Below are 22,453 nucleotides of genomic sequence, written 5' to 3' on the forward strand. Positions count from 1 at the left end.
GGCCCGGGCGCGAAGGAATATTCGTCATGCTTCAATTCACTGGACCGGATTCACTTTCCCGAAGAGCGGCCAAGCCGTTCATCGCCATCGCCTTGACGATCGCCGCCTTTTTCGCGGGTGCGAGCGTCGCCACCGCGGCCCCAGCCGAGGGCACGCGGACCGGAACCCTCAGCTCAGCGGCCACGGCGGCCTCGCCGGACACCACGCCGCCGGTGTTCAACTGCAGCTATTTCTCCCGGATCCCGTTCCACGACGTCGCCGTCAGCTGCGCGGTCCACGTCGGCGTGATGCGGGTTTTCCTCATCTGCTCGAACAATGCCCGGATCAACGGCCCGGTCATGGTCGCGGGAACTACTTACCGTTTCGTTCTTTCCTGTCCGGGTGTCCCCGTGCGCACCATTAACTGGGAAGCCTTGAGTTAACCCGCGAATCGTCCGGGGGCGGCCATCCGGCGGGCCGCCCCCGGAGCAGTTCCGGTCCGCTTGGCCGAAATCGCTCGGCCGTAATGCCGCACATTCGCCGTGACCGTTGCCCGGCCTGAGCGAAGGCCGCTAGACACACCATGTCTTGGTCCGGCGACCGGCTCACGGGTGATTACGATGACGGTACGGTTCCGGCTGCTCGGCCCCGTCGGCGTGACGGTCGAGGGCCGCGCGATCGAACTCGGCCATCCGCAGCTGCGCTGCATGGCGGCGGTGCTGCTGATCGAGGCCAACCAGACGGTCGCGATGGACGAACTCATCGACCGCGTCTGGCCCGACGGCGCGCTCCCCCGGCAGCCGCGCCGGGCGGTTCAGCACAACATTCCATTGCTGCGCAAGGTTCTCGCTCCGATTCCGGAGGTCGAGCTCACGCGGAACGGCTGCGGTTACCGGCTTTCCGTCGAACCGGACGCGATCGATCTGCATCGTTTCCACGCTCTGCTGACCCAAGCCAGCTCCATGCGGCACCAGGACGTCCGTGCCGCGTCCGCACTGGAACAGGCGTTGGCTTTGTGGCAGGGAAAGCCTTTCTCCGATCTCGCCGCCGCGGCCGACATCCCGTGGCTATGCGCGCTGCGTGCCGCGCTCACCGCACGCCAGCGAACCGCCCGCCTCGACCTGACCGACATCCGCCTGCGGCAAGGCAAACACGCCGAACTCCTCGCCGAACTGGCGGCCGACACCGCGAGCCATCCGTTCGACGAACGTCTCGCCGGGCAATACCTGGTCGCCCTCTACCGAAGCCGTCGCCAAGCCGAGGCGTTGCAGCATTACCATCGCCTGCAACGGGTTCTGGCCGACGAACTCGGCACCGACCCCGGCCGTCCGCTGCGCCGGCTGCACGAGCAAATCCTCGCCGCCGACCCCGCGCTGGCCGCACCCGCGCCGGAACCGCCGACCCGGCCGCCCGTCCCCCGGCAACTGCCGTGCCCGCCCCGGCTGTTCACCGGCCGCGGCGCCGAACTCGCCCAGCTCGACCGGCACTTGGACCTCGCGGGCACGGCGGCGATCGGCGGCACCGGCGGAATCGGCAAAACCTGGCTGGCACTGCACTGGGCACACCAGCGGCTCGGCCGGTTCCCGGACGGGCAGCTGCACGTCGACCTGCACGGTTTCGATCCCACCGGCCAGCCCGTGTCCGCCGCCGAGGCGCTCCGCGGTTTCCTGGAGGCTCTCGGCGCGTCCCCGATCCCCGTCGACCTGGAAGCCCAGATCGGGCTGTACCGGAGCCTGCTCGCCGGGAAGCGGATGTTGCTCCTGCTGGACAACGCCCGCGACATCGACCAGGTCACGCCGCTGCTGCCGGGCACCGCGACCTGCACGGTCCTGATCACCAGCCGCCGCCAGCTGGTCGGCCTCGCCGCGCTGCACGGCGTTCGCTTGCTGAACCTGGACGTGCTGCCTGAGGCCGACGCCAGGGAACTGCTCGCCGGGCACCTCGGCCCGGACCGGCTCTCCGCCGAGCCGGACACGGTCGCCGACCTGCTCGCGATGTGCGCGGGATTGCCGCTGGCGGTGCGGATCGCGGCCGCGCGCGCCCAGCACCACCCGAGCTTCCCTCTGGCTGTGCTGGCCGAGGAACTCCGCGACGCCTCCGCCCGCCTGGACGGCTTGAACGCCGGGGGCCTGCGGGTGAACCTGCGAGCGGTGCTGTCCTGGTCGGTCCGCGCGCTCAGCCCTCAGGCGACGCGGCTGTTCGGCTTGCTGGCCATCGCACCCGGACCGGATATCAGCCTCGCCGCCGCCGAAACGTTGGCGGCGCTTCCGACTGTCCAGCTGCGCACGGTGTTGCGGGAACTGGAGCTCGCTTCGCTGATCCAGCAGCACGTGCCGGGGCGGTATCGGATGCATGACCTGATCCGTCTCTACGCCAGCGACACCGCCCAGCACACCCTCACCGAAGACTCCCGCGACGCGGCACTGCGGCGGATCCTGTGCTTCTACACGCACACCGCACACGCCGCCGACCGGCTCCTGAACCCTCGGCAGGATTCGGTTCCGCTCGATCCGCCTGGACCGGACGTTCTGCCCCATCCGTTGCCTGACGCGCTGGCTGCGCTGGCCTGGTGCAATACCGAGCACGCGTGTCTGCTTGCCGCTCAGCACACCGCGACTTCGCTGGACGGTGGTTGGGAATTGGGGTGGGCGTTGCAGACTTTCCAGGCTCGGTTGTCGAGGCTTTACGATCGGCTTGCCCAGTGGGAAGGCCCGGCGGATCTTGCTGCGGGTGGGTGATCAGCTGGGGAGGTCTTCGAGGCTGAGGCGGAACCAGTCGTATTCGGTCACGAGGTGGAAGTCCGCGCCTCTGCCGAAAACCTGGGCCTGTCGCGGTAGTTCTCGGCCGTCAGGGAGGATCAGGCGGTCATCTGGAACTGATCGCTGTCCAGAGCGCCGGTGACCAGTAGGGCACGGGTTGCCTCGTAGCCGCCGTCGCCGATCCGGAGGACGGGCCAATCGGTGTAGCAACACGTCCACGCGGTGCCGCCATCGACGTTAAGTGCGCAGCAGGCCGAACGGAATCGGAATAACGCCGTTCCTCAGTCAAGTCAACCGAGAACCTGACCAGTCCCGGCCGACAGGAGGCGCGCCGTCGCCCTCGCCCCAGCCGTACAAGCAGAGGACGCCTTCATCGAAGTAGCCGACCCAGGTCTCGCCGCTCCGCGTGGTCTGCACGTGGGCGATGCCGTCGCCGGATGTGTCAGCCGAAGCTCCGGAATCCGTGCGACCACCGCCATCTCCGGGACCTGCACGGTGACCCGCACCGCAGTCGGACGCAAGGCCCACGCGTCCGCGGATCTCGCTGCTTGGTCCGCCGGGGCCGACCACAACGCCATCAGCTCACCGAAGGGTCCGATCGACGCCGAAATCCGCACGTCACTCTGCTGTGGAGGCTCGATTCGCGCGTGATGCCAGGCGGACACGGTCGGCAACGCCAAGACTTCCGCCCGACGCGCCGCGTTTTTGCGCTCCCACTCGCCCACCGAGAGATCCCACCATGTCGGCCGAGGTATCTCTCAACTCGGGTTGAGGTCGAGGCGATCCACCGTCGAGCGGAGATAAGCGCGCACGGAATCCGCCTCCCAGTAGCCGATCCGGTCGAAGATCGCCAGCGCCGAACGCAAACGCTTTCGCGCGGAATCCTGATCGCCGCGCGAAAGCGCGTACCGCCCGAGCCCCGCCAACGCCTGGGCCTCTTCCAGCGGGCTGTTCACCTCGCGGGCCAGCGGCAGCGCGCTCCGGTATCGTTCGCCCGCTTCCTCCACCTGGCCGGTCGCCAGCAGCAGTGCGCCCAGGTTGTTCAAGGTTTCCGCTTTGCCGAGCTGATTGCCCAGTTCCGCGAAGATGTCCAGGGCTTGGAGGTGGCATTTCTCGGCGGACTCGAGTTCTCCGAGAAGACGCAGCGCCGCACCGAGTTCGTTGAGTCCGGTTCCTTCGCCCAGCCGGTCGCGCAGTGCCCGGGAGACGGTCAGTGCCTCGTTGTGCGCGTCGACCGCTTTCCGGTACTCGCCGCTCATCCGCCGGGCCACGCCGAGGCTGTTCAGGGCGAACGATTCGTGGAAGCCGTCGCCGAGTCTGCGGAAGCCGCCGACCGCGCGGGTGTTCGCGTCGACTGCGCCGGGGAAGTCGCCGATCGCTCGACGCGCGACTCCCAGTTCGTTCCAGGCGTCCGCCTGTCCGAGAAGGTCGTCCAGTTCCTCGTAAATGCTCAGTGCGTGCTCGTGCGAGCCGACCGCGGCCCGGTAATCGCCGTTGACCAGGTACAGGATGCCGAGTTCGTTGCGTGCGTGCGCTTCGCCGCTGCGATCGCCGAGTTTCATCGCCATGGCCAGCGCGCGTTGGAAGGCTTCGGCGGCACCGGCATAGTCGTCGAGACAGCGCCGCACAGCGCCGAGTTGACCGAGCGCGGCGGCCTGACCTGCTTCGTCCCGCAGCGCGGTGTAGCTCTCCAGCGCGGCGGCATGCGAGGTGGCGGCGGACGTGTAGTCGCCGATGCGCCGCTGCACGCTCCCTAGGTTGTTCAACGCCTGGGCCCGAGCCGTCTCGTCGCCGTTGTGCTCCGCTGCGCGCACTGCGGACTGATGCAGCCGCAAAGCCCGGTCCCACGGCCCGGCGACGTAGAGGAATTTGGCCAGGCACGCCGACAGGTCGACAACCTGGTGGTGCCAGCCGTGCCAGATCGCGTGGTCGGCGCAGGCAAGGAGATTGACCGCCTCGACGCGCATCCACCGCCAGGCCTCGATGCTGCTCGCCACCCGCGGGTCGCGTGCCGCCCGTCGTCGGGGCGGCCGGGTTTCGCGGAGGCCGTCGGTGGTGACGTCCTTGGCGATGTGAGCGGCCGCTTCGGCGGCTGTATCGCAGTAGTAGTCGAGGAGTCTGCCGACCGCTCGCTCAGCCTCCTGCTGGTCGTCTGCGTGGCTGAGGTTCCGGGAGTATTCGCGGATCAGGTCGTGCATCCGGTAGCGGTCGAAAGCGGGCTCTTCGAGCATGTGGTCGTCGTAGAGGGCGCCGAGATGCGCTCCGGCTTCGGCGACCGGAAGATCCGCCATCGCCGCGGTCGCGTGCGCGTCCAGTTCCGGGCCGGGGTGCAGGCCGATGCGGCGGAAGAACCGCTGCTGGCCGGGGCCGAGTTCGCGGTAGGACAAGTCGAAGGCGGCGGCCACCTCGATGTCCTCGGCCCGCAGCCGGCCGAGCCGGTCGTGCGTCGAATCCAGTTCGTTCGCCAGGTCAGTGACAGTCCATTGTGGACGACTGCGTAGCCGTCCCGCCAGCAGTGTCACGGCCAGCGGCAGCGAGCCGCACAGACGGACCACTCGCTCGACCGCTTCGCCTTCTTCGGGCCGGATCGTCCTTCCGGACAGCCGCACGAACAACGCGGACGCCTCTTCGGCGGGCAGGACGTCCAGCGCCACCGAAACCGCGCCGTCCAGGGCAGTGAGCCGGCGGCGGCTGGTGATGATCACCAGCGAACCGGCCGCCGCGGGCAGCAGCGGTTCGACCTGCTGGTGGCTCAGCGCGTCGTCCAGGATCAGCAGCACGCGCTGGTCCGCCAGCCGGTCGCGCCACAGCGCCGCTCTGGCGTCGAGACCAGCCGGCAGCTGCCGCGCGGTCACCCCGATCATGGTCAGCAGCGACGCGAGCGCGTCCGCCGGTCCGACCGGCCGTTCGCCCGGGGTGTGCCCGTGCAGGCGCAGGAACAGCTGACCGTCTGGAAAGCGTTCCGCGAGAAGGTGCCCGGCGTGCACGGCGAGCGCGGTTTTCCCGACTCCGGCCATGCCGTCGATCGCGTGGATGGCGACCATGTGGCCGGTGTGGACCGTGTCGGTGATCTCCTTGAGCACGTTCTCCAGCTCCGTGACCCGGCCGGTGAACGCGGGAGCGTCCCGGGGAAGCGTCCGTTTCGCCAGCTGGCCGGGCCGCGGCGGCGGGTACGGCTGGGCAGCGGGCGGATCGAGCACGTCCGGAGTCTCGCCGACGGGTTCGGCGGGCCAGGGATCGCCGGGCAGGCTCGCCCAGCCGGTCGTCTCGCTTCCCCGCAGCGACACCGGAAACGGCCGCCAGGTGTCCGCGCGGCTGTCCTGGCTGTGCCGCACGACCTCGTCGAAGAACCACGTCGAGGCCATCATCGCGAGCACGCTCGAAGACCCGGCCAGCGCCGACTTCAACGCGGCCGAATCGACCAGCCGGAAAGCCAGGACGACCGCGTTCGACGTCACGCCGTGCTGGTCGTAGTGGACCTCGCCGCCGTGCATCGCGAGCCGCAACCGGAGCTGTTCTCCCGCGTCGGCGACCCGGTTGTGCGCCTCCAGCGTCTCGACGATCGCGCCGGGGAGCGCTTCGGCGAAAACCGCTTTCGGCACCTCCGGCGGGGCGAGCACGAGCACCCCGTCGCCGCGATCCTCGTGGTAGCACGCCTCCCAGGGAATGCCGGCTTTCCGGAACGCCCGGCGCAGCGTCTGGTACATCGCGTCGCGAACGGAAAGCTGGTTGTGGTTCGTCCGGACGCTGAACCCTTCGACGTCGGCGACGAGAATCGTCCGGTGCACCGCCGCCGGACGGGACTGGCTGCTCCCGTAGCCAGGCAGCAGACCGAGGACGAACCGCTTGACCTGCCCGTAGACGAGCGCACCGCGGTCCTCCGGCTTGCAGAGGCCCACGTGGTCCGCGTCCACCGGGATCGGGCGGACCCTGGGCAGCCCCGGATTGGCCGACGCCTCGTCCACCACCCGGACCCTGCGGGTGAGACGCGTCTCGAAGAACACCAGGTTGGCGATCCCGGTCTCGTCCGCCCAATCGCGGTAACGGTCGTTGAGCTGCCGCAGGTACGCGCTGTTGCGGCGCAGGTCCTCGACCGCCGGCGTGCCCCGGTACAGCACGCCCAGCGCGTCCACCGCCCGCACCAGCCCGGAACCGGTGTGCGGCGTGCCCAGGAAGACGACGCCCTTCGCTGCCTCGGCGAAGCGCGCGAAATCGGTCCGGCTCTCGGCCGCGTGCAGCAGGATCTCCTTCACCAGCAGGCCGCCCATGCTGTGCGTGACGAAGCACAGCGGACGCTCCCCGAGACCGGCGTTCTGCAGCTGCGCCATCAGATTGACCGCCCGGTCCGGCACCGGCATGGACTGGCCGCGCCATCCGCTCGACCAGGCGTCGTACCCGATGGACCAGACGGCGATGTCGGCGACATCGGCGGCCAGCCACTTCGGCCAGAACGTTCCGTCGCCGCCGCTGCGCCACGACGCACGGGCATCGCCGTCCAGCCCGTGGACGAATACGACGTCCAGAACCGCCCGGCGTGGGACATGCACTGCCACGACCGCCGTCACTTGCCGCTCTCCCCTGCGCGTCCGCCCTTAACGCCCCACAACCGGCATAGCCGCCACCGGCCAGCCTCCGCTCCGCCGATTCAACGGTCGCACGGCGCATTGTGGATGGACAAGAGCCGCGCGGTATCGCCCGCGTTCCGGGCTAAGACCGCACAAGAGGCGCTGAACTGCGAAAACCGGGGTTCAGTTCTCCGATTCGGCGGAATCGCGCCAAGAACCGCCGTCGCGGGCGCGGTTTTCCTTCTTCCCCGCGGCGGAGATATCGTCCGTGTATCGGAAACCGCATACGTGCTGGCAACATCCCTCCGCTTTGACTGGCGGGCATGACCTACCGCGAACCGGCACGCGCCGCGGGCGCCGGTGTCCGATCGCTGACTCCGGCAGCCGGGATCACGATCTACGACTGCGGGCCCGACGAAGCCGCCTTGGTCCGGGAGGCGGTGTCTCGGCTGGGGGTGACACCGACTGCCACCTCGGCGGCGCTGTCGGAAGCCACCGTCGCGCTCGCCGCCGGGAACCGATGCGTCAGCGTCAGCCACAAAACCCGGATCACCAACGCGACCTTGCACGCGCTCAGCGAAATCGGCGTCAAGTATCTCTCCACGCGCAGTATCGGCTGCAATCATCTCGACGTCGCTTACGCCGAAAAAATCGGCATCTCGGTGGAAAATGTCGCGTATTCGCCGGACAGTGTCGCCGACTACACGCTCATGGTGATGCTGATGGCGATCCGCCACGCGAAATCCCTCGTCCGCCGGACGGATGCGCACGATTACCGGCTGAGCGAACTGCCCGGAAGAGAACTGCGCGACCTCACCATCGGCGTCATCGGGACCGGGCGGATCGGCGCGGCGGTGATCGACCGGCTATGGGGATTCGGCGGGCAGAAGCTGGCTTACGACCTCCGTCCCCGCACCTCGGCCGATTACGTTCCCCTCGACGATTTGCTGCGGCAGAGCGACATCGTCACCCTCCACACCCCGCTCACCCCGGAAACCCGGCATCTGCTGGACCACCGCCGGATCGCGCAGATGAAACCCGGGGCGATCGTCGTCAACACCGGCCGCGGCGGGCTGATCGACACCGCCGCGCTCCTGGCCGCGCTGGAAAGCGGGCGGCTGGGCGGCGCGGCGCTGGACGTCCTCGAAGGAGAGGAAGGGGTGTTCTACACCGACTGCCGCCAGAAATCGATCGAAAACCCGCATCTGGCGCGGCTGCAAGAACTCCCGAACGTCCTGATCAGCCCGCACACCGCGTACTACACCGAGCACGCCCTGCGCGACGCGGTGGAAAACAGTCTTCTCAACTGCCTGAATTTCGAAAGCTGGACAAACCATGGCTAAACTCAAGGTCGGCGTCGTCTTCGGCGGAATCTCCGAGGAACATCCCGTCTCGGTCAAGTCCGCGCGAGAGGTCGCGAAGAATCTCGACCCGGAAAAATACGATCCGTACTGGATCGGGATCACCCAGGACGGGTCCTGGAAGCTGTGCGACGGCCCGGGAGAAGCGTGGGAGGACAGCGGACGCCCGGCGATGCTGTCACCGGACCGAAGCGTCCACGGGCTGCTCGTCGGGGACCAAGGCGGATACGAACCGGTCCGGCTGGACGTGGTGCTGCCGGTGCTGCACGGCAAACTCGGCGAGGACGGCGCGATGCAGGGCCTCCTGGAGCTGTCCGGAATCCCGTACGCGGGCTGTGACGTGCAAAGTTCGGCGCTGTGCATGGACAAATCCCTGGCCTACCTGGTCGTCGACAGCGCGGGCGTCGCCACGCCGAACTTCTGGGCGGGCACGGTGGACGAGGACGTCGACGCGGGCAAGTTCACTTACCCCGTCTTCGTGAAACCGGCCCGGTCCGGTTCGTCGTTCGGCGTCACCAAGGTCTCGCGCGAGGAAGACCTGCCGGGCGCGCTCGCCGAGGCCGCGCGATTCGACTCCAAGGTGCTGATCGAGGAAGCGGTCGAAGGCAGCGAAGTGGGGTGCGCGGTACTGGGCAACGGCGCGGAGCTGTTCGTCGGCGAACCGGACCAGATCCGGCTGTCGCACGGGTTCTTCAAGATCCACCAGGAGGACAATCCGGAAGCCGGTTCGGAGAACTCGACCATCCTCGTCCCCGCGGACATCTCGGCGGAGTCGCGCGCCCGGGTCCAGGCCACCGCGCGGACCATCTACCGTGCGCTGGGCTGCTCGGGGCTGGCCCGTGTCGACCTGTTCCTGCTGGAAGACGGCACCGCGATGCTCAACGAGGTCAACACCTTCCCCGGCCTGACCTCCTACAGCCGGTACCCGCGGATGATGGCCGCGGCCGGGCTGTCGTTCGCCGAACTGCTCGACCGGATGGTGTCGCTCGCGTTGGCCGAGGCGCCCCGATGAAGCAGGGTTTCGCTTTCCTGGACGAGGCCGCGCCCGGGATCCGCTGGGACGCCAAGTACGCGACCTGGGACAACTTCACCGGCAAACCGGTCGACGGCTACCTCGCGAACCGGATCGTCGGCACGCACGCCCTGTGCTCGGCACTGCGAAGCGCGCAGGACAAAGCCGCGACCCTGGGCTTCGGCCTGCTCATCTGGGACGGCTACCGGCCGCAACGAGCCGTGGACTGCTTCCTGCGCTGGGCGGAACAACCGGAGGACGGACGGAAAAAGCGTCAGCACTACCCGAACCTCAACCGCTGGCAGATGTTCGAAAACGGCTATGTGGCAATCAAATCCGGCCACTCCCGAGGCAGCACAGTGGATCTGACCTTGTATCGCCTGGACACCGGCGAACTCGTCGCGATGGGCGGCGGATTCGACCTGATGGACGCCGTCTCGCACCACGGAGCGCCGGGGATCACCGCGGCCGAGACGGCGAACCGGCAACACCTCCGTTCCCTCATGGAGGACTGCGGTTTCGCCGCCTACGAAGCCGAATGGTGGCACTACACGCTGAAGGACGAGCCCTACCCGGACACCTACTTCAATTTCCTCGTCGCCTAGATGGACCCCAGAGCACCCCGCGTGGTGGTCGCCGGAGGCCATTCGGCCGGGCACATCGAACCCGCGATGAACTTCGCCGACGCCCTGCGAAAACTGGCCCCCTCCGCCGAGATCACCGCGCTCGGCACCGTCCGCGGTCTGGACACGACACTTATCCCGGCCCGCGGCTATCCGCTGAAACTCATCCCGCCGGTCCCGTTGCCGCGCAAGGAAATCCGGGCACTACTGCGGACGCCGTCCCGACTGTGCGCTTCGGTCCGCGCCGCCGGGACCGTCCTCGACCAGACCCGGGCAGACGTCGTCGTGGGCTTCGGCGGTTACGTCGCCGCCCCGGCCTACCTCGCCGCACGCCAGCGACGGCTGCCCATCGTCGTCCACGAGGCGAACGTCCGGCCCGGAATCGCCAACCGGCTGGCCGCGCGGATGACGACGCACGTGTACACCGCTTCCCCCGCTGTCCGGCTCAAACACGGCACCGCGATCGGGATCCCGCTGCGTCCGGCGATCACCGGACTGGACCGTGCCGCGACCCGCGAAGCCGCCCGACGCCGATTCGGCCTGTGCTCGGACGGCCCGGTGCTGCTGGTCACCGGCGGTTCGCAAGGCGCCACAGCGATCAACGCCGCCGTCTCCGGCGCAGCTGACGCACTGCGGGCGGCCGCAGTGCAAGTCCTGCACATCACCGGCCCGCAGCACACCGTCGAAGCGAGCGACCCGTCGTATGTCGTCCTGCCGTTTGTCGACGAAATGCACTACGCCTACGCCGCGGCCGACTTCGTGATCTGCCGCTCGGGCGCGATGACCTGCGCCGAACTGGCCGCCGTCGGACTCCCCGCCGCGTTCGTCCCGCTGCCCGATCGCGGCGGCGAGCAACGCCTGAACGCTGGACCGGTCGTCGCGGCCGGTGGCGCGCTGCTGGTCGACGACGCCGACCTCTCCCCGGCCTGGATCGAAGCCGCCCTCCTGCCCATCCTCACCGACCCGGAGCGAATCGCGGCGATGTCCGCCCGTGCCTCCGGCGCTCCCGACGCCAGCACTGTCCTAGCGCGACACGTCCTGACGATCGCCAACCGCCATCGATCCGCCAGGTAGCCGCACCGACACCCGCAGCCCGCCAACACTGCCCGGTGCCAGGGAAAGAGTCCCGTCATGCGCTTGCGCGATGCTTTTCACGATCGCCAGGCCCAGCCCGACCCCAGCGTGGTCCCGCCGGATCCGCTCGGTGCCGCGCTGAAACGGCTCGGTGAACGTCCAGATCCGCTCCGGGCTGACTTCCTCGCCGGTGTTCTCCACCACGAGCGTGCTCGACGTCGCGGAGGCAGTAGTGCGCAGCCGCACGGTCCCGCCTTGCGGCAGGTTGTGGACGATGGCGTTGTGCAGCAGATTCGTCGTCAGCTGCAGCAAAAGGGCCCGCGACCCGCGCACGGCAGTGATGTCGCCGGAGGTCTCGATGGTCACGCCGTGTTTCTCGGCAAGAGGGAGAAGCGTCTCGGCGGCTTCTTCCGCCAGCAGCGACAGATCGACGGGTTCCCGGGTGAACGACCGCTGATCCGCGCGGCTGAGCAGCAGCAACGCCTCGGTGAGTTCGATCGCCCGCGTGTTCACGACTCGAAGGCGCTCGTGCAGTTCGCCGATATCCCGGTCCGGGTCGTCGCGAGCGACTTCGAGAAGGCTCTGCGTGATCGCCAGCGGAGTACGCAGCTCGTGGGAGGCGTTGGCGGCGAATCTCCGCTGTTCGGCGACGTGCGCGTCGAGGCGCGCGAGCATGGCGTCGAAGCTGTCGGCGAGTTCGCGGAACTCGTCGTCGCGGCCTTCCAGTTCGATCCGGTGGGCCAGCGAGCCGGTCGAGGCCTGCCGGGTCGCGGCGGTGATCCGGGTCAGCGGGGCGAGCATGCGCCCGGCCAGGATCCAGCCGCCCAGCAGGCCGAACAGCAGCAGGAGCAGCATCACGATCGCCGCGTAAGGCGCGAAGTCCTTGATCAGGTAGCGGCCGGACGGGGCCACCACCACCGGCATCACCTCCAGCGCCCGGTCCTGGTAGTCCAGCAGGAACACGGCCACCACGCCGAGCAGCAGCATTCCGGCCAGCATGACGAATCCGGCGTAGCTGAGGGTCAGTTTGAGCCGGACGCTCATCCCGGGCTCGCGGATCATCCGCCGTCCGATCCGTCGTCGATGCGGTAGCCGACGCCGGGAACGGTCGCGACCAGCCACGGTTCGCCGAGCCGTTTGCGCAGCGCCGAGACGGTGATGCGGACGGCGTTGGTGAACGGGTCCGCGTTCTCGTCCCAGGCGCGCTCAAGGAGTTCTTCGGCGCTGACCACTCCGCCCTCGGCCGCGACGAGCACTTCGAGGACGGCGAACTGTTTTCGGGTCAGCGCGACGTACCGGCCGTCCCGGTACACCTCGCGGCGGAACGGGTCCAGCCGCAGTCCGGCGATTTCCCGCACCGGCGGCCGGTTGTGCGCGCGCCTGCGGTCGAGCGCGCGCAGCCGCAGCACGAGTTCCCGCAGTTCGAACGGTTTGGTGAGGTAGTCGTCGGCGCCGAGTTCGAAGCCGGAGACCTTGTCGTCCAGCCGGTCGGCGGCGGTGAGCATGAGGATCGGCATGCCGCTGCCGGACGCGACGACGCGCTTCGCGATCTCGTCACCCGAGGGTCCGGGAATGTCGCGATCGAGCACCGCCATGTCGTACGCGTTGACGCTCAGCATTTCCAGCGCGGTGTCCCCGTCGCCGGCGAGGTCGGCCGCGATCGCTTCGAGGCGCAGCCCGTCCCGGATGGCCTCGGCCAAGTAGGGCTCGTCCTCGACGATCAGCACACGCATGTCCTCGATGCTACGAGCAGGCGCGTATCGCTGGCATATCCGAAACCGCGTACGTGCTGGCAACACCGGTTCGCCTTGGCTGAACACTATGACCCGCAGCGAATCAGCACGACGCCCGGCGCTCGCTGTTTTCCGCCGAACCGTCCGCCGTGTGCTTCGCCGTCGTGGCGTGCTCAGTGAGGCAGACGGAATCGTCCCGCGCGGCACGACAGTGTTCGCCGAGATTCCGGCCGTGGCCAATCTCGACCCGGCGTTCCTGGATGCGCTGCGCCGTGCGGCGAAGGATGCCGCGAACGACGGCATCGAGTTTCGCGTCAACAGCGGCTGGCGCTCCCCGGCGTACCAGAATCAGCTTCGGCGCAAGGCGATCGCCAAGTACGGCTCGGAACAGGAAGCCGCCCGCTGGGTAGCCACCGCCGACCGATCCGCGCACGTCCAAGGGAACGCGATCGACCTCGGCCCTTCCGAAGCCACGGCCTGGCTGACGGAACACGGTGCGGCGTATGGACTTTGCCAGATCTACCGCAACGAACCGTGGCACTACGAACTTCGCCCCGAAGCCGTCCTCCATGGCTGCCCGCCGATGTACGCGGACCCGTCGCAGGATCCGCGGTTGCGCCGTTAAGCCGGAAAATCCCGTGCCATTCGTGATCGTCTTCGTGATAATCGCGGATCATGGAGGAAGTCGAAGTCGTCGTCGCCCACCGCGAACGCGCGACCCTGCGCGTCGGCGATGTGTTCTTGAAGGTCGACACAGATCAGGCGCGCATCGACGCCGAGGTCGCCGCGATGACGGCGGCCCCGATCCCGACGCCGGAGATCCGGTGGCGCAAACCGCCCGTGCTCGCGCTCGCCGCCCTGCCTGGCCGCGAACTCGGCCGCCCCGGCAGACCGTCGACCGCCTCGCCCGCGGCCTGGGCCGCCGCCGGTGCCGCCGCCCGGAAGCTGCACGACGCACCGCTGCCGCGGGCGCCCGGCTGGCACCCGGACGAACTCGCCGCGGAGCTCGACCGCGAATGCGCGGAGCTGATCGCGAACGAGATCCTCCCCGCCGACCTGGTCACCCGCAACCACCGCATCGCCCAGGCGGCGCTCCGGCCGTGGACCCCGGTGTTCACCCATGGAGATCTGCAGGTCGCCCACGTCTTCGTGGAGCGCGACGAGGTCACCGGCGTCCTCGACTGGTCCGAGGCCGCCCAAGGAGACGCCCTGTTCGACCTCGCCGCCTTGACGCTCGCCCACCAGGAACGCCTGGCCGACGTCGTGGCCGGTTACGGAGGCGACGTCGACCTCGACGCACTCCGCGCGTGGTGGTCGCTGCGCAGCCTGCGGGTGGTCCATTGGCTGGCCGGACACGGCTTCGACCCGGCTCCGGAGGTCGCGGTCTTGGAAGCACAGTTATTCTAGTACTAGAATAGCGGAGTGCCCGCCCTCACCGACGCCGAACTGACTGTCCTCGGTCTGCTCGTCGAGCAGCCCCGGCACGGCTACGACCTGGAACGAGTGATCGAGGAACGCGGGATCCGCGCCTGGACCGCGCTTGGCTTCTCGTCGATCTATTACGTCCTCGACAAGCTGGCCAAGCGCGGCCTGATCGAAGCCACCGGCGCTCCGCGCTCCGGGAAATCGCGCGCGACCTTCCAGGCCACCCCGTCTGGCGTCGAACTGTGCGCGGAAGCCACCCGCGAAGCCCTCACCGCCCTCACCCCGGTTCACGCGCGCGTCCTCATCGCCATGGCCAACAGCCCAGGCCTGCCGGACGCCGAGGTTCGTTCCGGATTGACCGCACGAGTCACCGCGGTACGCGAACAACTTGCCGAAGTCCGGGCGACCCGCGCCCGGCAAGAACCGCTGCCGGACGCCGCGTCGGCGATCTTCGACTACAGCGAAGCGATGCTCGCAGCCGACCTCGCCTGGACCGAGAACGTCCTCACCAAGGAGACCACGATGGAGAAGTACGACATCAAGAAGGCCCACCGCGCGCTGTATTCGCCGTCGGCCAAGGACTTCACCGTCGTTGAGGTGCCCGCGCTCCAGTACCTCGCCGCCGACGGCCACGGAGACCCGAACACCGCGCCGGAGTACACCAACGCCGTCGAAGCGCTGTACGGAATCGCCTACGCGGTGAAGTTCGCCAGCAAGAAAAACCTCGGCCGAGACTTCGTCGTCGGACCGCTGGAAGGACTGTGGCGCGCGGACGACCCCGCGGTGTTCCTCAGCCGAGAGAAGGAAAAGTGGGACTGGACGATGATGATCAGCCAGCCGGACTGGATCACCGAGGAGATGGTGCGGGAAGCCGCCGAAAGCGTCGCGAAGAAGAAGGACAACCCGGCGCTCGCCGGGGTTCGGCTACGCACGCTGACCGAAGGCACGAGCGTCCAAATCCTGTACCTCGGCTCGTACGACGACGAAACGCCCACGCTGCACCGGCTCCACGAGGAATACCTGCCCGAGCACGGCCTCACCTTCAACGGCGACCACCACGAGGTCTACCTGAGCGACCCGCGCCGCACCGCGCCCGAGAAGCGCAAAACCGTCCTGCGGCAGCCGGTCAAGCCTCTTGGAACACGATCTGCTCCGGCGGAGTCGTGAGCTTCATCGTCTGCCGCCGGACGGACAGGAGCGTGCTGAGTTCTGTCGCGTGCCCGTCGGGAATGGTGAAAAGCCGGTCGTTCCGGGTGTCGACGTAGTCCACGAACTTGGCGAGCGAGACACCGTCAGTTTCGTCCAGGCTCAAATAATCCGCCAAACGGCGGAACAGTTTTGGCAAAAGGACCACATTGTCGCGCAATTGGGTGCGGCTGGTCAGCCGGAACCCACTGGTGGTCACGTCGTGTTCCCACACGCCCTTGCCCGCGGTGCGCGCCGCGACCGACGCGTCGGCCATCGCCTGCCGGAGATCCGGGTAAAGCTTGGAGTAGAACGTCGGATACGCCAGCCCGGTTTCGAGCAGCCGGAAATTCGCCGACGCTTTCAGCGTTTTCGGGTCGAGGTGCACGCTTCCGCCGTCCGTGGAGCGCCCCGCGCGCTGCCCGGGAAACGCGAACGCGACCGCGCGGCCGTACTTGTCGGCGAACCGGGTCAGGATGTGCCCGCTCGCCTCCCCCGGCGTACTGGCGGAAACGCGACCGCCTTCGTCGCGCTCGACCTTCGCGAAACCGAGGTAGCGCAACAGTTCCGCCCCGGCAGCGTCAGCCAGTTCTTTCGGCTGGTACCACATCTCGGCCCCGGCGACCCTCGGCCGGTAGTGCGTCTCGAGCGCGTCGATCCCGTCGAGGCGCAACTGCACCCCGCCCCGGGAATTGGTCCGCACTTTCAGGCCGGCGGCGGAAAAGGCGTCGGCCCGGTCCGGATAGAACCGGACCGAATCCCCGTCCGGGGAGGCCCCGACGACCCGGAACTGACCTTTGATCACTGTCAACGGCACGAGAATGACGGTAACCGCCGGACCGGCCGGCGGTTACCGTGTTTCCCAAGCCGTCACCGACCGGTCACTCGGGTCGTTACCCCCGGGTCACGCAACGGATTCCTCCGTGCGTGCGGGGTTACTGGCAGGCTTCGCAATCCGGGTCGTCGATCCGGCAGGCGGCGCCGTCGACGAGCGGAAAATCGAAGTCGTCCAGAACGGGGACGACCGGGGCGGCTTCTTCGGGCGTGGTGGGAGCAGACATATCCGTTGTAGCGCTCAAGATCGCGGAACATTCCGTGACGCCCGCCACAGCTCAGGCTACCCAGGCCGGAAGAATCTTGTCTCCGTCTTCGGTCGCGCAAGCGGGCACCACTCCGGTCCGATACACCCGCGTACTCCCCGGCGCGCACACGAGCGCCACCATGCCGCGCCGCACGTCCGCCCGCACCTGCCGCTCCGCGTCCGCGGGCAGCACCACCGTCTCCCCTTTCTCCGCAGCCTCGACGACGCCGTCCACGGTGATCTCCACCCCGCCGTCGAGAATCGCCCACACCTGCTCGGTGTCGAACGCGTGCACCGGCCCGACCGCGCCGGGCGTCATCTCCACTCTCCAGACCGCCTGCTGGCTGCCGCCCTGCGTCGGCGATGCCAACGTCGTCATCACCGCGTTGGGCGTCTCGGTCCGACGGTTGTCCCGGATCACTGTCATGCCGCTCTCCCCGCTAATATAGACAATTAGGTTGTCCATATAGTCAACGAGGTTGTCTACCCATGTCAAGCGATCCACCCGGATACGAGCTGCCGCTGCGCCTGCTGTTCGGCTTCCGCAGCCTGATCGACGACCTGCATGCCGAGCTGGCGAAGCAAGGTCACCCCGACGTCCGGCCCATGCACGGTTTCGTCTTCCAGGCGATCGGCCCGTCCGGCACGACCGCCGTGGAGCTGGGCCGCGCTCTCGGGGTGACCAAGCAGGCGGCGGGCAAGACCATCGACACCCTGGAACGGCTCGGGTACGTCCACCGGGAACGCGACCCGGACGACGGCCGTCGGATGCTGGTACGCCTGACTGACCGAGGCCTGGACTGCCTGGCCAAGTCCGCGCGGATCTTCGACCGGCTGCGCGCGGAGTGGTCCGAAACTTTGGGCGCCGGGCGGCTTCGAGCGCTGGAGGAGGACTTGCGCAAGGTCGCTTCCCCGGACTCCGCGCGACTGGATCTGCCCGGATGGTTTTCCGGCCACTGACGCTTGACGCTGGCCGGGTCAGCCGCCGCTGAATCGACGGATTCGCCCGCTGCGCGACCAGACGACGCTCGCTTCGCTGACCACGCCGTCCGGAGTGATCAGCGCGAACGTCCACACGCCGGTCACCGGCGAAGACTGATCGGCGGAACAGTCGCCCCACGCAACGTCAACGCGTCAACCGACACCGGCCGATACGGCAGCGTCTCCAACCGCTTTACCATCGTCTCCAAGGGTGCTTCCACGTCTGTGCCGAAGAAGAACGCCCACTCGTGCTCGGGCGATCCGAAGTAGACCGGCGTCGGGAAGACTTCCTCGAACCGCCGCCAGCACTTCACCAACGTCGAGTTCCGCCACAACGTCGGACATCCGCCCTGATACGCCACCACTCCGCCAGGCGTCAGCAACGACCGGCACTGCGCCAGGAATTCCTTGCCGTACAACCGATTGTGCTGAGCATCAGTGTCATCCTGCTCGTCCGGCAGGTCCACGAGCACCACGTCATACTTCTCCGTGCAGGTGTGGACGTACTCCCACCCGTCGGCGTAACGCACCCGGACCGGCCCCTCGCCGCGCTCTGCCCAAGCCAGCTCCGCCGACGTGTACCCGTATGGAAGATGCTCCGCGCAAAGCCGGACCGCCTCCGCGTCGATGTCCACGTGATCGACCGAAGCCCCGGCCTCAGCCGCGATCTGGCAGACCACGCCCTCACTGGACCCGACCACCAGCACTCGCTCCACAGTGGACGCCAGCAGCAAAGCCGGAACCAGCAACGCCTCGTGATACACCAGCTGGCTGAACTCAGTACTCTGCCGCTCGTCGTCGCAGAACAGCGAAATCCCCTGTGCCGTCTTGCCGATGACCACATGCTGGTACGCAGTCCGCGTGTCGACGAGCACGTCCGAAACATGCCACCGGCGTGTCAGCCCCTCGCCGACCGGTTCCTCGATGTTCACTTGTCTTCCTGTCCTCTGTGGATAGTCGAGACGCGCGAAACGCTCGCGCCGAGCAAGTCCCGCAACAACTGCACCGCCAGTTCCGGATCCGCTTTACGCCCGCACGTGAACACATCCACGAACGCCGACCCGCGCTCCGGATACGTGTGGATCGAAGCATGCGACTCCGACAGCAACGCCATCGCCGTCACCCCGTGCGGCTCGAACTGCTTGTACGTCACCTCGCACACCGTCGCGCCAGCCTTCTCGAGCGCACGTTCCAAGCTCTCGCACAGAAACGCCGGATCGTCGAGCAGCCCGGCAGGCACTCCGGCAAACTCAGCCAGCACATGCCGTCCCGCGAACTCCCCCACCCCACCGGTTTCCTCGCCGAGGAAATAAGCCCGCAACGGCGGAAACCCGTTGAACGACACCGAAGAATAGCTTTGCGTATACGCCCCCGCGTCTGGAATGTCGACGTAATCCCCAGCCCGCAAAGCCAACGGCAGCCGATACGGCGTACGCTGGTAAAGCACGTCGTCCCCGTCACAAGTCGGCCCCGCGACCACGACCGGCCCGTCCGGACCGCCGTCGTGCGGTGTAACCAACCGATACGCGATGGCCTCGTTCTCCGTCTCGGCGAGCCCGCCGTACCGTCCGATGTCGAGATACACCCAACGCTTCTCGTCCGCCGCGGCCTTGCGTGACACCAGCACCACCTCACTGCGAATCACGCCCGCCGACGCCACCACCGCGCGCCCCGGCTCAAACGACAATTCAGGTGCCACCGGGAAATGCCGCGCCAACGACTCGCGAACGACCTCCGCGTATTCCTCCCACGGCGGCACCTCAGTCCGATACCCCACCGGAAATCCGCCGCCAATGTTCAACCCGCGCAAGGAAACTCCGCGCTCCGCGACCGCCCGAGTCACCTCAGCCGCAGCCGCGATCCCGACCTCCCAGGCCCGCGGATCGACATGCTGCGATCCCACATGGAACGCGACCCCCTCCGGATCAAGCCCCAGTGCCGCTGCCCGCACCAGCAACTCGATCGCCGTCGCGGAGTCGCAGCCGAACTTCCGCCCGAACGGCGTCTGCGCCCCAGGACTCTCCACCAAAATCCGGCACGAGACAGTCGCCCCTGGCGCGAACTGGGCTAGATTTTCCAGATCCTCAGGACTGTCAAAGGTAAACCGCCGCACCCCCACGCGATGCGCGAACTCGATGTCGCGGGCTTTCTTCACCGTGTTGCCATAGGACAGCAACTCAGGCCGCACCCCTTGCGCGAGACACAACTCGATCTCCTCGCGCCCCGCGACGTCGAACCCCGCCCCGGCCCGCCGAAGAACCCGCACGACTTCTGGTGCCGGATTAGCCTTGACCGCGTAGTACATCCGCGCTTCCGGCAGCATCCCCTGGAGCCGCTCGCAGTTCCCGCGCACCACGTCAAGGTCCACGACCAGACACGGCGTCGGCGGCCGCCGTTCGTCCAGGAACGCCTGGCAACGCCCCGGCACCTGCGAGAACCCTTTAGTCACAACGCCCGAGTATAGGTGCCAGCTTCACCGCAGCAGCTCTGCCAACCTCCGCCGAGCAAACGCTACGAACGGTACACAGTCCATCACTTGACAGTCCGCGGCTCCGATCTTCCCGCGCCGCACGCCGCCCGTCTCCTCGAATTCCGCCCCGACCTGAGGAAAGAACCGCCCGTTGTCGTCCCCCACGTCGTCGGTCCGCACCCACACCCGCTCTCCGTCCACCAGGTACGGAAACCGCCGCACCTTCCGCCGATGATGCGGCACCAGGGATTCCGCGTAGTGCAAGAACGAATTCCGGTCGTGCCCGACCCCGAGCAACAAGATCCGCGCCCGCTCCCGATACAGCCACTCGAACGGCGACCCCGCCCCCACCGCATACGCGAGCGGCTGCCGACTAGTCACCTCCGCCGCCCGCGCCCCCACCGCGGCGACCGACGCCTGAGGATGCCGGCTACGGCACCGCCCGTCCCACCCCAGCACCGCGTTGGGAATCGCCCCCATCGGCGTCTCCAGCCCCTCATGGAACAACGGCACCGCCGCCCGTGCCTCATCCGCCACCGCGTCCCCCGCCCCCACCTGCTCCGGATACGGATCCGCCACCTGCGGCGTGAACGCAGGCACCACCACCGTCCCGTCCTCCCCCACCGCCCTCAGCAACCCCCGCACCACCGCATCCGCCCCACCGGCCACCTCCCCCAACGCAGACAACGACGAATGCACTATCACCGCCCCACCCCGAACCCCCAGCTCCCGAACCCCCGCACACACCACACCCGCGCCAACCACACCCACCACTCCCCACTAGCCACTTTCTTCCGCCACCAGCAAACCCACCCCACCAAGACGACCACCCCACCCCGTCCCCCTCGCCCCCGCCGCAGTTAGCACTGGCTCGGCGCTGTCAAGGGTGGCGGCGCCAGCGGCCATCGCGCAGCGACGCCGAAGGCGCCCTTGATAGCGCCGAGCCAGTGTTAAACAATCAACAGCGAGGGAGTCCCAGCCACCAAAAACTCAACCAAAACTCACCAGGCGACCGGAAACTTCTGCACCCCATAAATATTCTGCACCTCAGGCCGCAACGAAACCTCCCCCGCCACCCGCAGCCCAGGAAATCGCCGCGCCAGCGCGGGCAACGCCACAGTCATCTCCACCCGAGCCAGCTGCTGCCCCAGACACTGATGAATCCCATGCCCAAACCCGACATGCCCCACCGCCGACCGCCGCACGTCCAGCTCATCCGGCCGCTCGAACTTCCGCGGATCCCGATTGGCCGCCTGCACCGACAGCACCACGCTCTCCCCCGCCCGGATCACCTCCCCGCCGACCTCGACATCCTCCAGCGCAGCCCGCACCCCGGTATGCGCGATGGACAAATACCGCATCAGCTCCTCGACCGCCCCGCCAGCAGCGTCCGGCTCATCCCGGACCACCGCCCACTGCTCAGAATTGCTCAGCAACGCATAGGTCCCCAACGCCAGCATGTTCGCCGTCGTATCCAGACCAGCGGCCAGCAGGAACGTCCCCAGCCCAGCCAATTCCTCGTCAGTCAGATCACTGCTGGTCAAATCACTGAACAAATCATCCGTAGGCGAAGCCCGCTTCTCCGGAACCAGTGAAGCCACATACTCCTGCAACCCGGCGTACGCGGCCATCCGCTCTTCCTCGGAAAGATCGACATCGCTGATCGCCGCCGCATCCCCCAGAAAAGCCGCCCGATCCGAATAAGGCACCCCCAGCAATTCGCAAATCATCACCGCGGGCACCGGATGCGCGTAAGCCTCGACCAGATCCACCCCGGGCCCGGCCTTCTCCATCGCGTCCAGATACTCCGCGGCGACCTCAGCCACCCGATCGCTGAGCAACCGCATCCGCCGCACGGTGAACTTTCCCGTCAGCAGCTTCCGGAACCGGGTGTGCTCCGGCGCGTCGATCCCGGTCATGTCCCCCACCGGAGCCGGCGGCAGTTCCGGATAGTGCTCCATCCCGGGAAACGGGTAGTGCCACAATTCGTACCGATTGCTGAACCGCTGGTCCCCCAGAATCGCCCGGACCTCCGCGTGCCCGGTGGCCAGCCAGCCGAGGTGCCCGTCCGGGAACTTCATCCGGGTGAGCGGAGCCCGTTCCCGCACCGCGGTCAGCGACGGCGGCGGATCGAACGGGCACCCCGGCGCCCTCCCCATCGGAACCCCTTGCACGATCTCCTCGCCAGTCATCCCCCGTGCCCCT

Annotated in this window: 20 protein-coding genes and 1 pseudogene; 10 read left to right on the top strand and 11 right to left on the bottom strand. The window is 68.0% G+C overall.

Annotated features, from left to right (window positions below; all coding sequences use genetic code 11):
* Positions 1-26 precede the first annotated feature (26 nt).
* Positions 27-422, top strand: a complete 396-nt coding sequence (locus tag ACZ63D_RS34470) for a hypothetical protein (RefSeq protein WP_465358511.1) — start codon at positions 27-29, stop codon at positions 420-422.
* A 177-nt stretch (positions 423-599) separates the two neighbouring features.
* On the top strand, positions 600-2,717 hold the full coding sequence (locus ACZ63D_RS34475) for an AfsR/SARP family transcriptional regulator (protein WP_465358512.1): 2,118 nt from the start codon (positions 600-602) through the stop codon (positions 2,715-2,717).
* Positions 2,718-3,496: 779 nt separating this feature from the next.
* Here ACZ63D_RS34475 and ACZ63D_RS34480 read toward each other — a convergent pair.
* Positions 3,497-7,303, bottom strand: a complete 3,807-nt coding sequence (locus tag ACZ63D_RS34480; protein ID WP_465358513.1) for a tetratricopeptide repeat protein — start codon at positions 7,301-7,303, stop codon at positions 3,497-3,499.
* Between the two features lie 323 nt (positions 7,304-7,626).
* On the opposite strand from ACZ63D_RS34480, the gene ACZ63D_RS34485 reads away from it, so the two are divergent.
* Genes ACZ63D_RS34485 through ACZ63D_RS34500 form a run of 4 tightly spaced genes read left to right on the top strand, consistent with a single transcriptional unit; the run spans position 7,627 to position 11,373 of the window.
* The gene (locus ACZ63D_RS34485; RefSeq protein WP_465358514.1) at positions 7,627-8,646 is read left to right on the top strand and encodes a D-isomer specific 2-hydroxyacid dehydrogenase family protein; all 1,020 of its coding nucleotides are present in this window, start codon (positions 7,627-7,629) and stop codon (positions 8,644-8,646) included.
* Positions 8,639-9,676 (top strand): D-alanine--(R)-lactate ligase, encoded by a 1,038-nt coding sequence (vanA, locus tag ACZ63D_RS34490; protein WP_465358515.1) that lies wholly within the window; start codon positions 8,639-8,641, stop codon positions 9,674-9,676. The genes ACZ63D_RS34485 and vanA overlap by 8 nt, the downstream gene beginning before the upstream one ends.
* Positions 9,673-10,281, top strand: a complete 609-nt coding sequence (gene vanX, locus ACZ63D_RS34495) for a D-Ala-D-Ala dipeptidase VanX (RefSeq protein WP_465358516.1) — start codon at positions 9,673-9,675, stop codon at positions 10,279-10,281. Before vanA ends, vanX begins: the two co-directional genes overlap by 4 nt.
* Positions 10,282-11,373, top strand: coding sequence for a UDP-N-acetylglucosamine--N-acetylmuramyl-(pentapeptide) pyrophosphoryl-undecaprenol N-acetylglucosamine transferase (locus ACZ63D_RS34500; protein ID WP_465358517.1), 1,092 nt, complete (start codon positions 10,282-10,284; stop codon positions 11,371-11,373).
* Here ACZ63D_RS34500 and ACZ63D_RS34505 read toward each other — a convergent pair.
* Entirely contained in the window at positions 11,323-12,435 is a 1,113-nt protein-coding gene (locus tag ACZ63D_RS34505) for a sensor histidine kinase (RefSeq protein ID WP_465358518.1), read from the bottom strand. The genes ACZ63D_RS34500 and ACZ63D_RS34505 overlap by 51 nt on opposite strands.
* Positions 12,432-13,106 (bottom strand): response regulator transcription factor, encoded by a 675-nt coding sequence (locus tag ACZ63D_RS34510; protein WP_465358519.1) that lies wholly within the window; start codon positions 13,104-13,106, stop codon positions 12,432-12,434. Before ACZ63D_RS34510 ends, ACZ63D_RS34505 begins: the two co-directional genes overlap by 4 nt.
* Before the next feature lie 169 nt (positions 13,107-13,275).
* Here ACZ63D_RS34510 and ACZ63D_RS34515 point away from each other — a divergent pair, with 169 nt between their 5' ends.
* Genes ACZ63D_RS34515 through ACZ63D_RS34525 form a run of 3 tightly spaced genes read left to right on the top strand, consistent with a single transcriptional unit; the run spans position 13,276 to position 15,698 of the window.
* The gene (locus ACZ63D_RS34515; RefSeq protein WP_465358520.1) at positions 13,276-13,731 is read left to right on the top strand and encodes a M15 family metallopeptidase; all 456 of its coding nucleotides are present in this window, start codon (positions 13,276-13,278) and stop codon (positions 13,729-13,731) included.
* Positions 13,732-13,781: 50 nt separating this feature from the next.
* Complete coding sequence (locus ACZ63D_RS34520) at positions 13,782-14,513, top strand: phosphotransferase family protein (RefSeq protein WP_465358521.1); 732 nt, start codon at positions 13,782-13,784, stop codon at positions 14,511-14,513.
* A 15-nt stretch (positions 14,514-14,528) separates the two neighbouring features.
* Positions 14,529-15,698: a GyrI-like domain-containing protein gene (locus tag ACZ63D_RS34525; RefSeq protein WP_465358522.1), complete on the top strand. Its 1,170-nt coding sequence runs from the start codon at positions 14,529-14,531 to the stop codon at positions 15,696-15,698.
* Here the strand turns inward: ACZ63D_RS34525 and ACZ63D_RS34530 are convergent.
* The 3 genes from ACZ63D_RS34530 to ACZ63D_RS34540 form a co-directional block, all read right to left on the bottom strand.
* Positions 15,658-16,533, bottom strand: coding sequence for a nuclease (locus ACZ63D_RS34530; RefSeq protein WP_465358523.1), 876 nt, complete (start codon positions 16,531-16,533; stop codon positions 15,658-15,660). The genes ACZ63D_RS34525 and ACZ63D_RS34530 overlap by 41 nt on opposite strands.
* A 118-nt stretch (positions 16,534-16,651) precedes the next feature.
* Positions 16,652-16,777 carry a hypothetical protein gene (locus ACZ63D_RS34535; RefSeq protein ID WP_465358524.1) on the bottom strand — a complete coding sequence of 42 codons (126 nt, stop codon included), beginning with the start codon at positions 16,775-16,777 and terminating at the stop codon, positions 16,652-16,654.
* A 51-nt stretch (positions 16,778-16,828) separates the two neighbouring features.
* Positions 16,829-17,224: a cupin domain-containing protein gene (locus tag ACZ63D_RS34540; protein ID WP_465358525.1), complete on the bottom strand. Its 396-nt coding sequence runs from the start codon at positions 17,222-17,224 to the stop codon at positions 16,829-16,831.
* A 62-nt stretch (positions 17,225-17,286) separates the two neighbouring features.
* Between ACZ63D_RS34540 and ACZ63D_RS34545 the strand changes: the two genes are divergently transcribed.
* Positions 17,287-17,757 carry a MarR family winged helix-turn-helix transcriptional regulator gene (locus tag ACZ63D_RS34545; RefSeq protein ID WP_465358526.1) on the top strand — a complete coding sequence of 157 codons (471 nt, stop codon included), beginning with the start codon at positions 17,287-17,289 and terminating at the stop codon, positions 17,755-17,757.
* A gap of 122 nt (positions 17,758-17,879) precedes the next feature.
* On the opposite strand, the gene ACZ63D_RS34550 is transcribed toward ACZ63D_RS34545, so the two are convergent.
* The 5 genes and pseudogenes from ACZ63D_RS34550 to ACZ63D_RS34570 form a co-directional block, all read right to left on the bottom strand.
* Positions 17,880-18,710: a spermidine synthase gene (locus tag ACZ63D_RS34550; protein ID WP_465358527.1), complete on the bottom strand. Its 831-nt coding sequence runs from the start codon at positions 18,708-18,710 to the stop codon at positions 17,880-17,882.
* Entirely contained in the window at positions 18,707-19,099 is a 393-nt protein-coding gene (gene speD / locus ACZ63D_RS34555; protein WP_465358759.1) for an adenosylmethionine decarboxylase, read from the bottom strand. Before speD ends, ACZ63D_RS34550 begins: the two co-directional genes overlap by 4 nt.
* A gap of 60 nt (positions 19,100-19,159) precedes the next feature.
* Positions 19,160-20,227, bottom strand: a pseudogene (locus tag ACZ63D_RS34560) (type III PLP-dependent enzyme); the annotation flags it as partial.
* A 24-nt stretch (positions 20,228-20,251) separates the two neighbouring features.
* Positions 20,252-21,022 carry an AAC(3) family N-acetyltransferase gene (locus ACZ63D_RS34565; RefSeq protein ID WP_465358528.1) on the bottom strand — a complete coding sequence of 257 codons (771 nt, stop codon included), beginning with the start codon at positions 21,020-21,022 and terminating at the stop codon, positions 20,252-20,254.
* 227 nt (positions 21,023-21,249) lie between these two features.
* Entirely contained in the window at positions 21,250-22,440 is a 1,191-nt protein-coding gene (locus ACZ63D_RS34570; protein ID WP_465358529.1) for a cytochrome P450, read from the bottom strand.
* Between the last annotated feature and the right edge of the window lie 13 nt (positions 22,441-22,453).

The sequence above is a fragment of the Amycolatopsis sp. NPDC104775 genome (assembly GCF_055583325.1).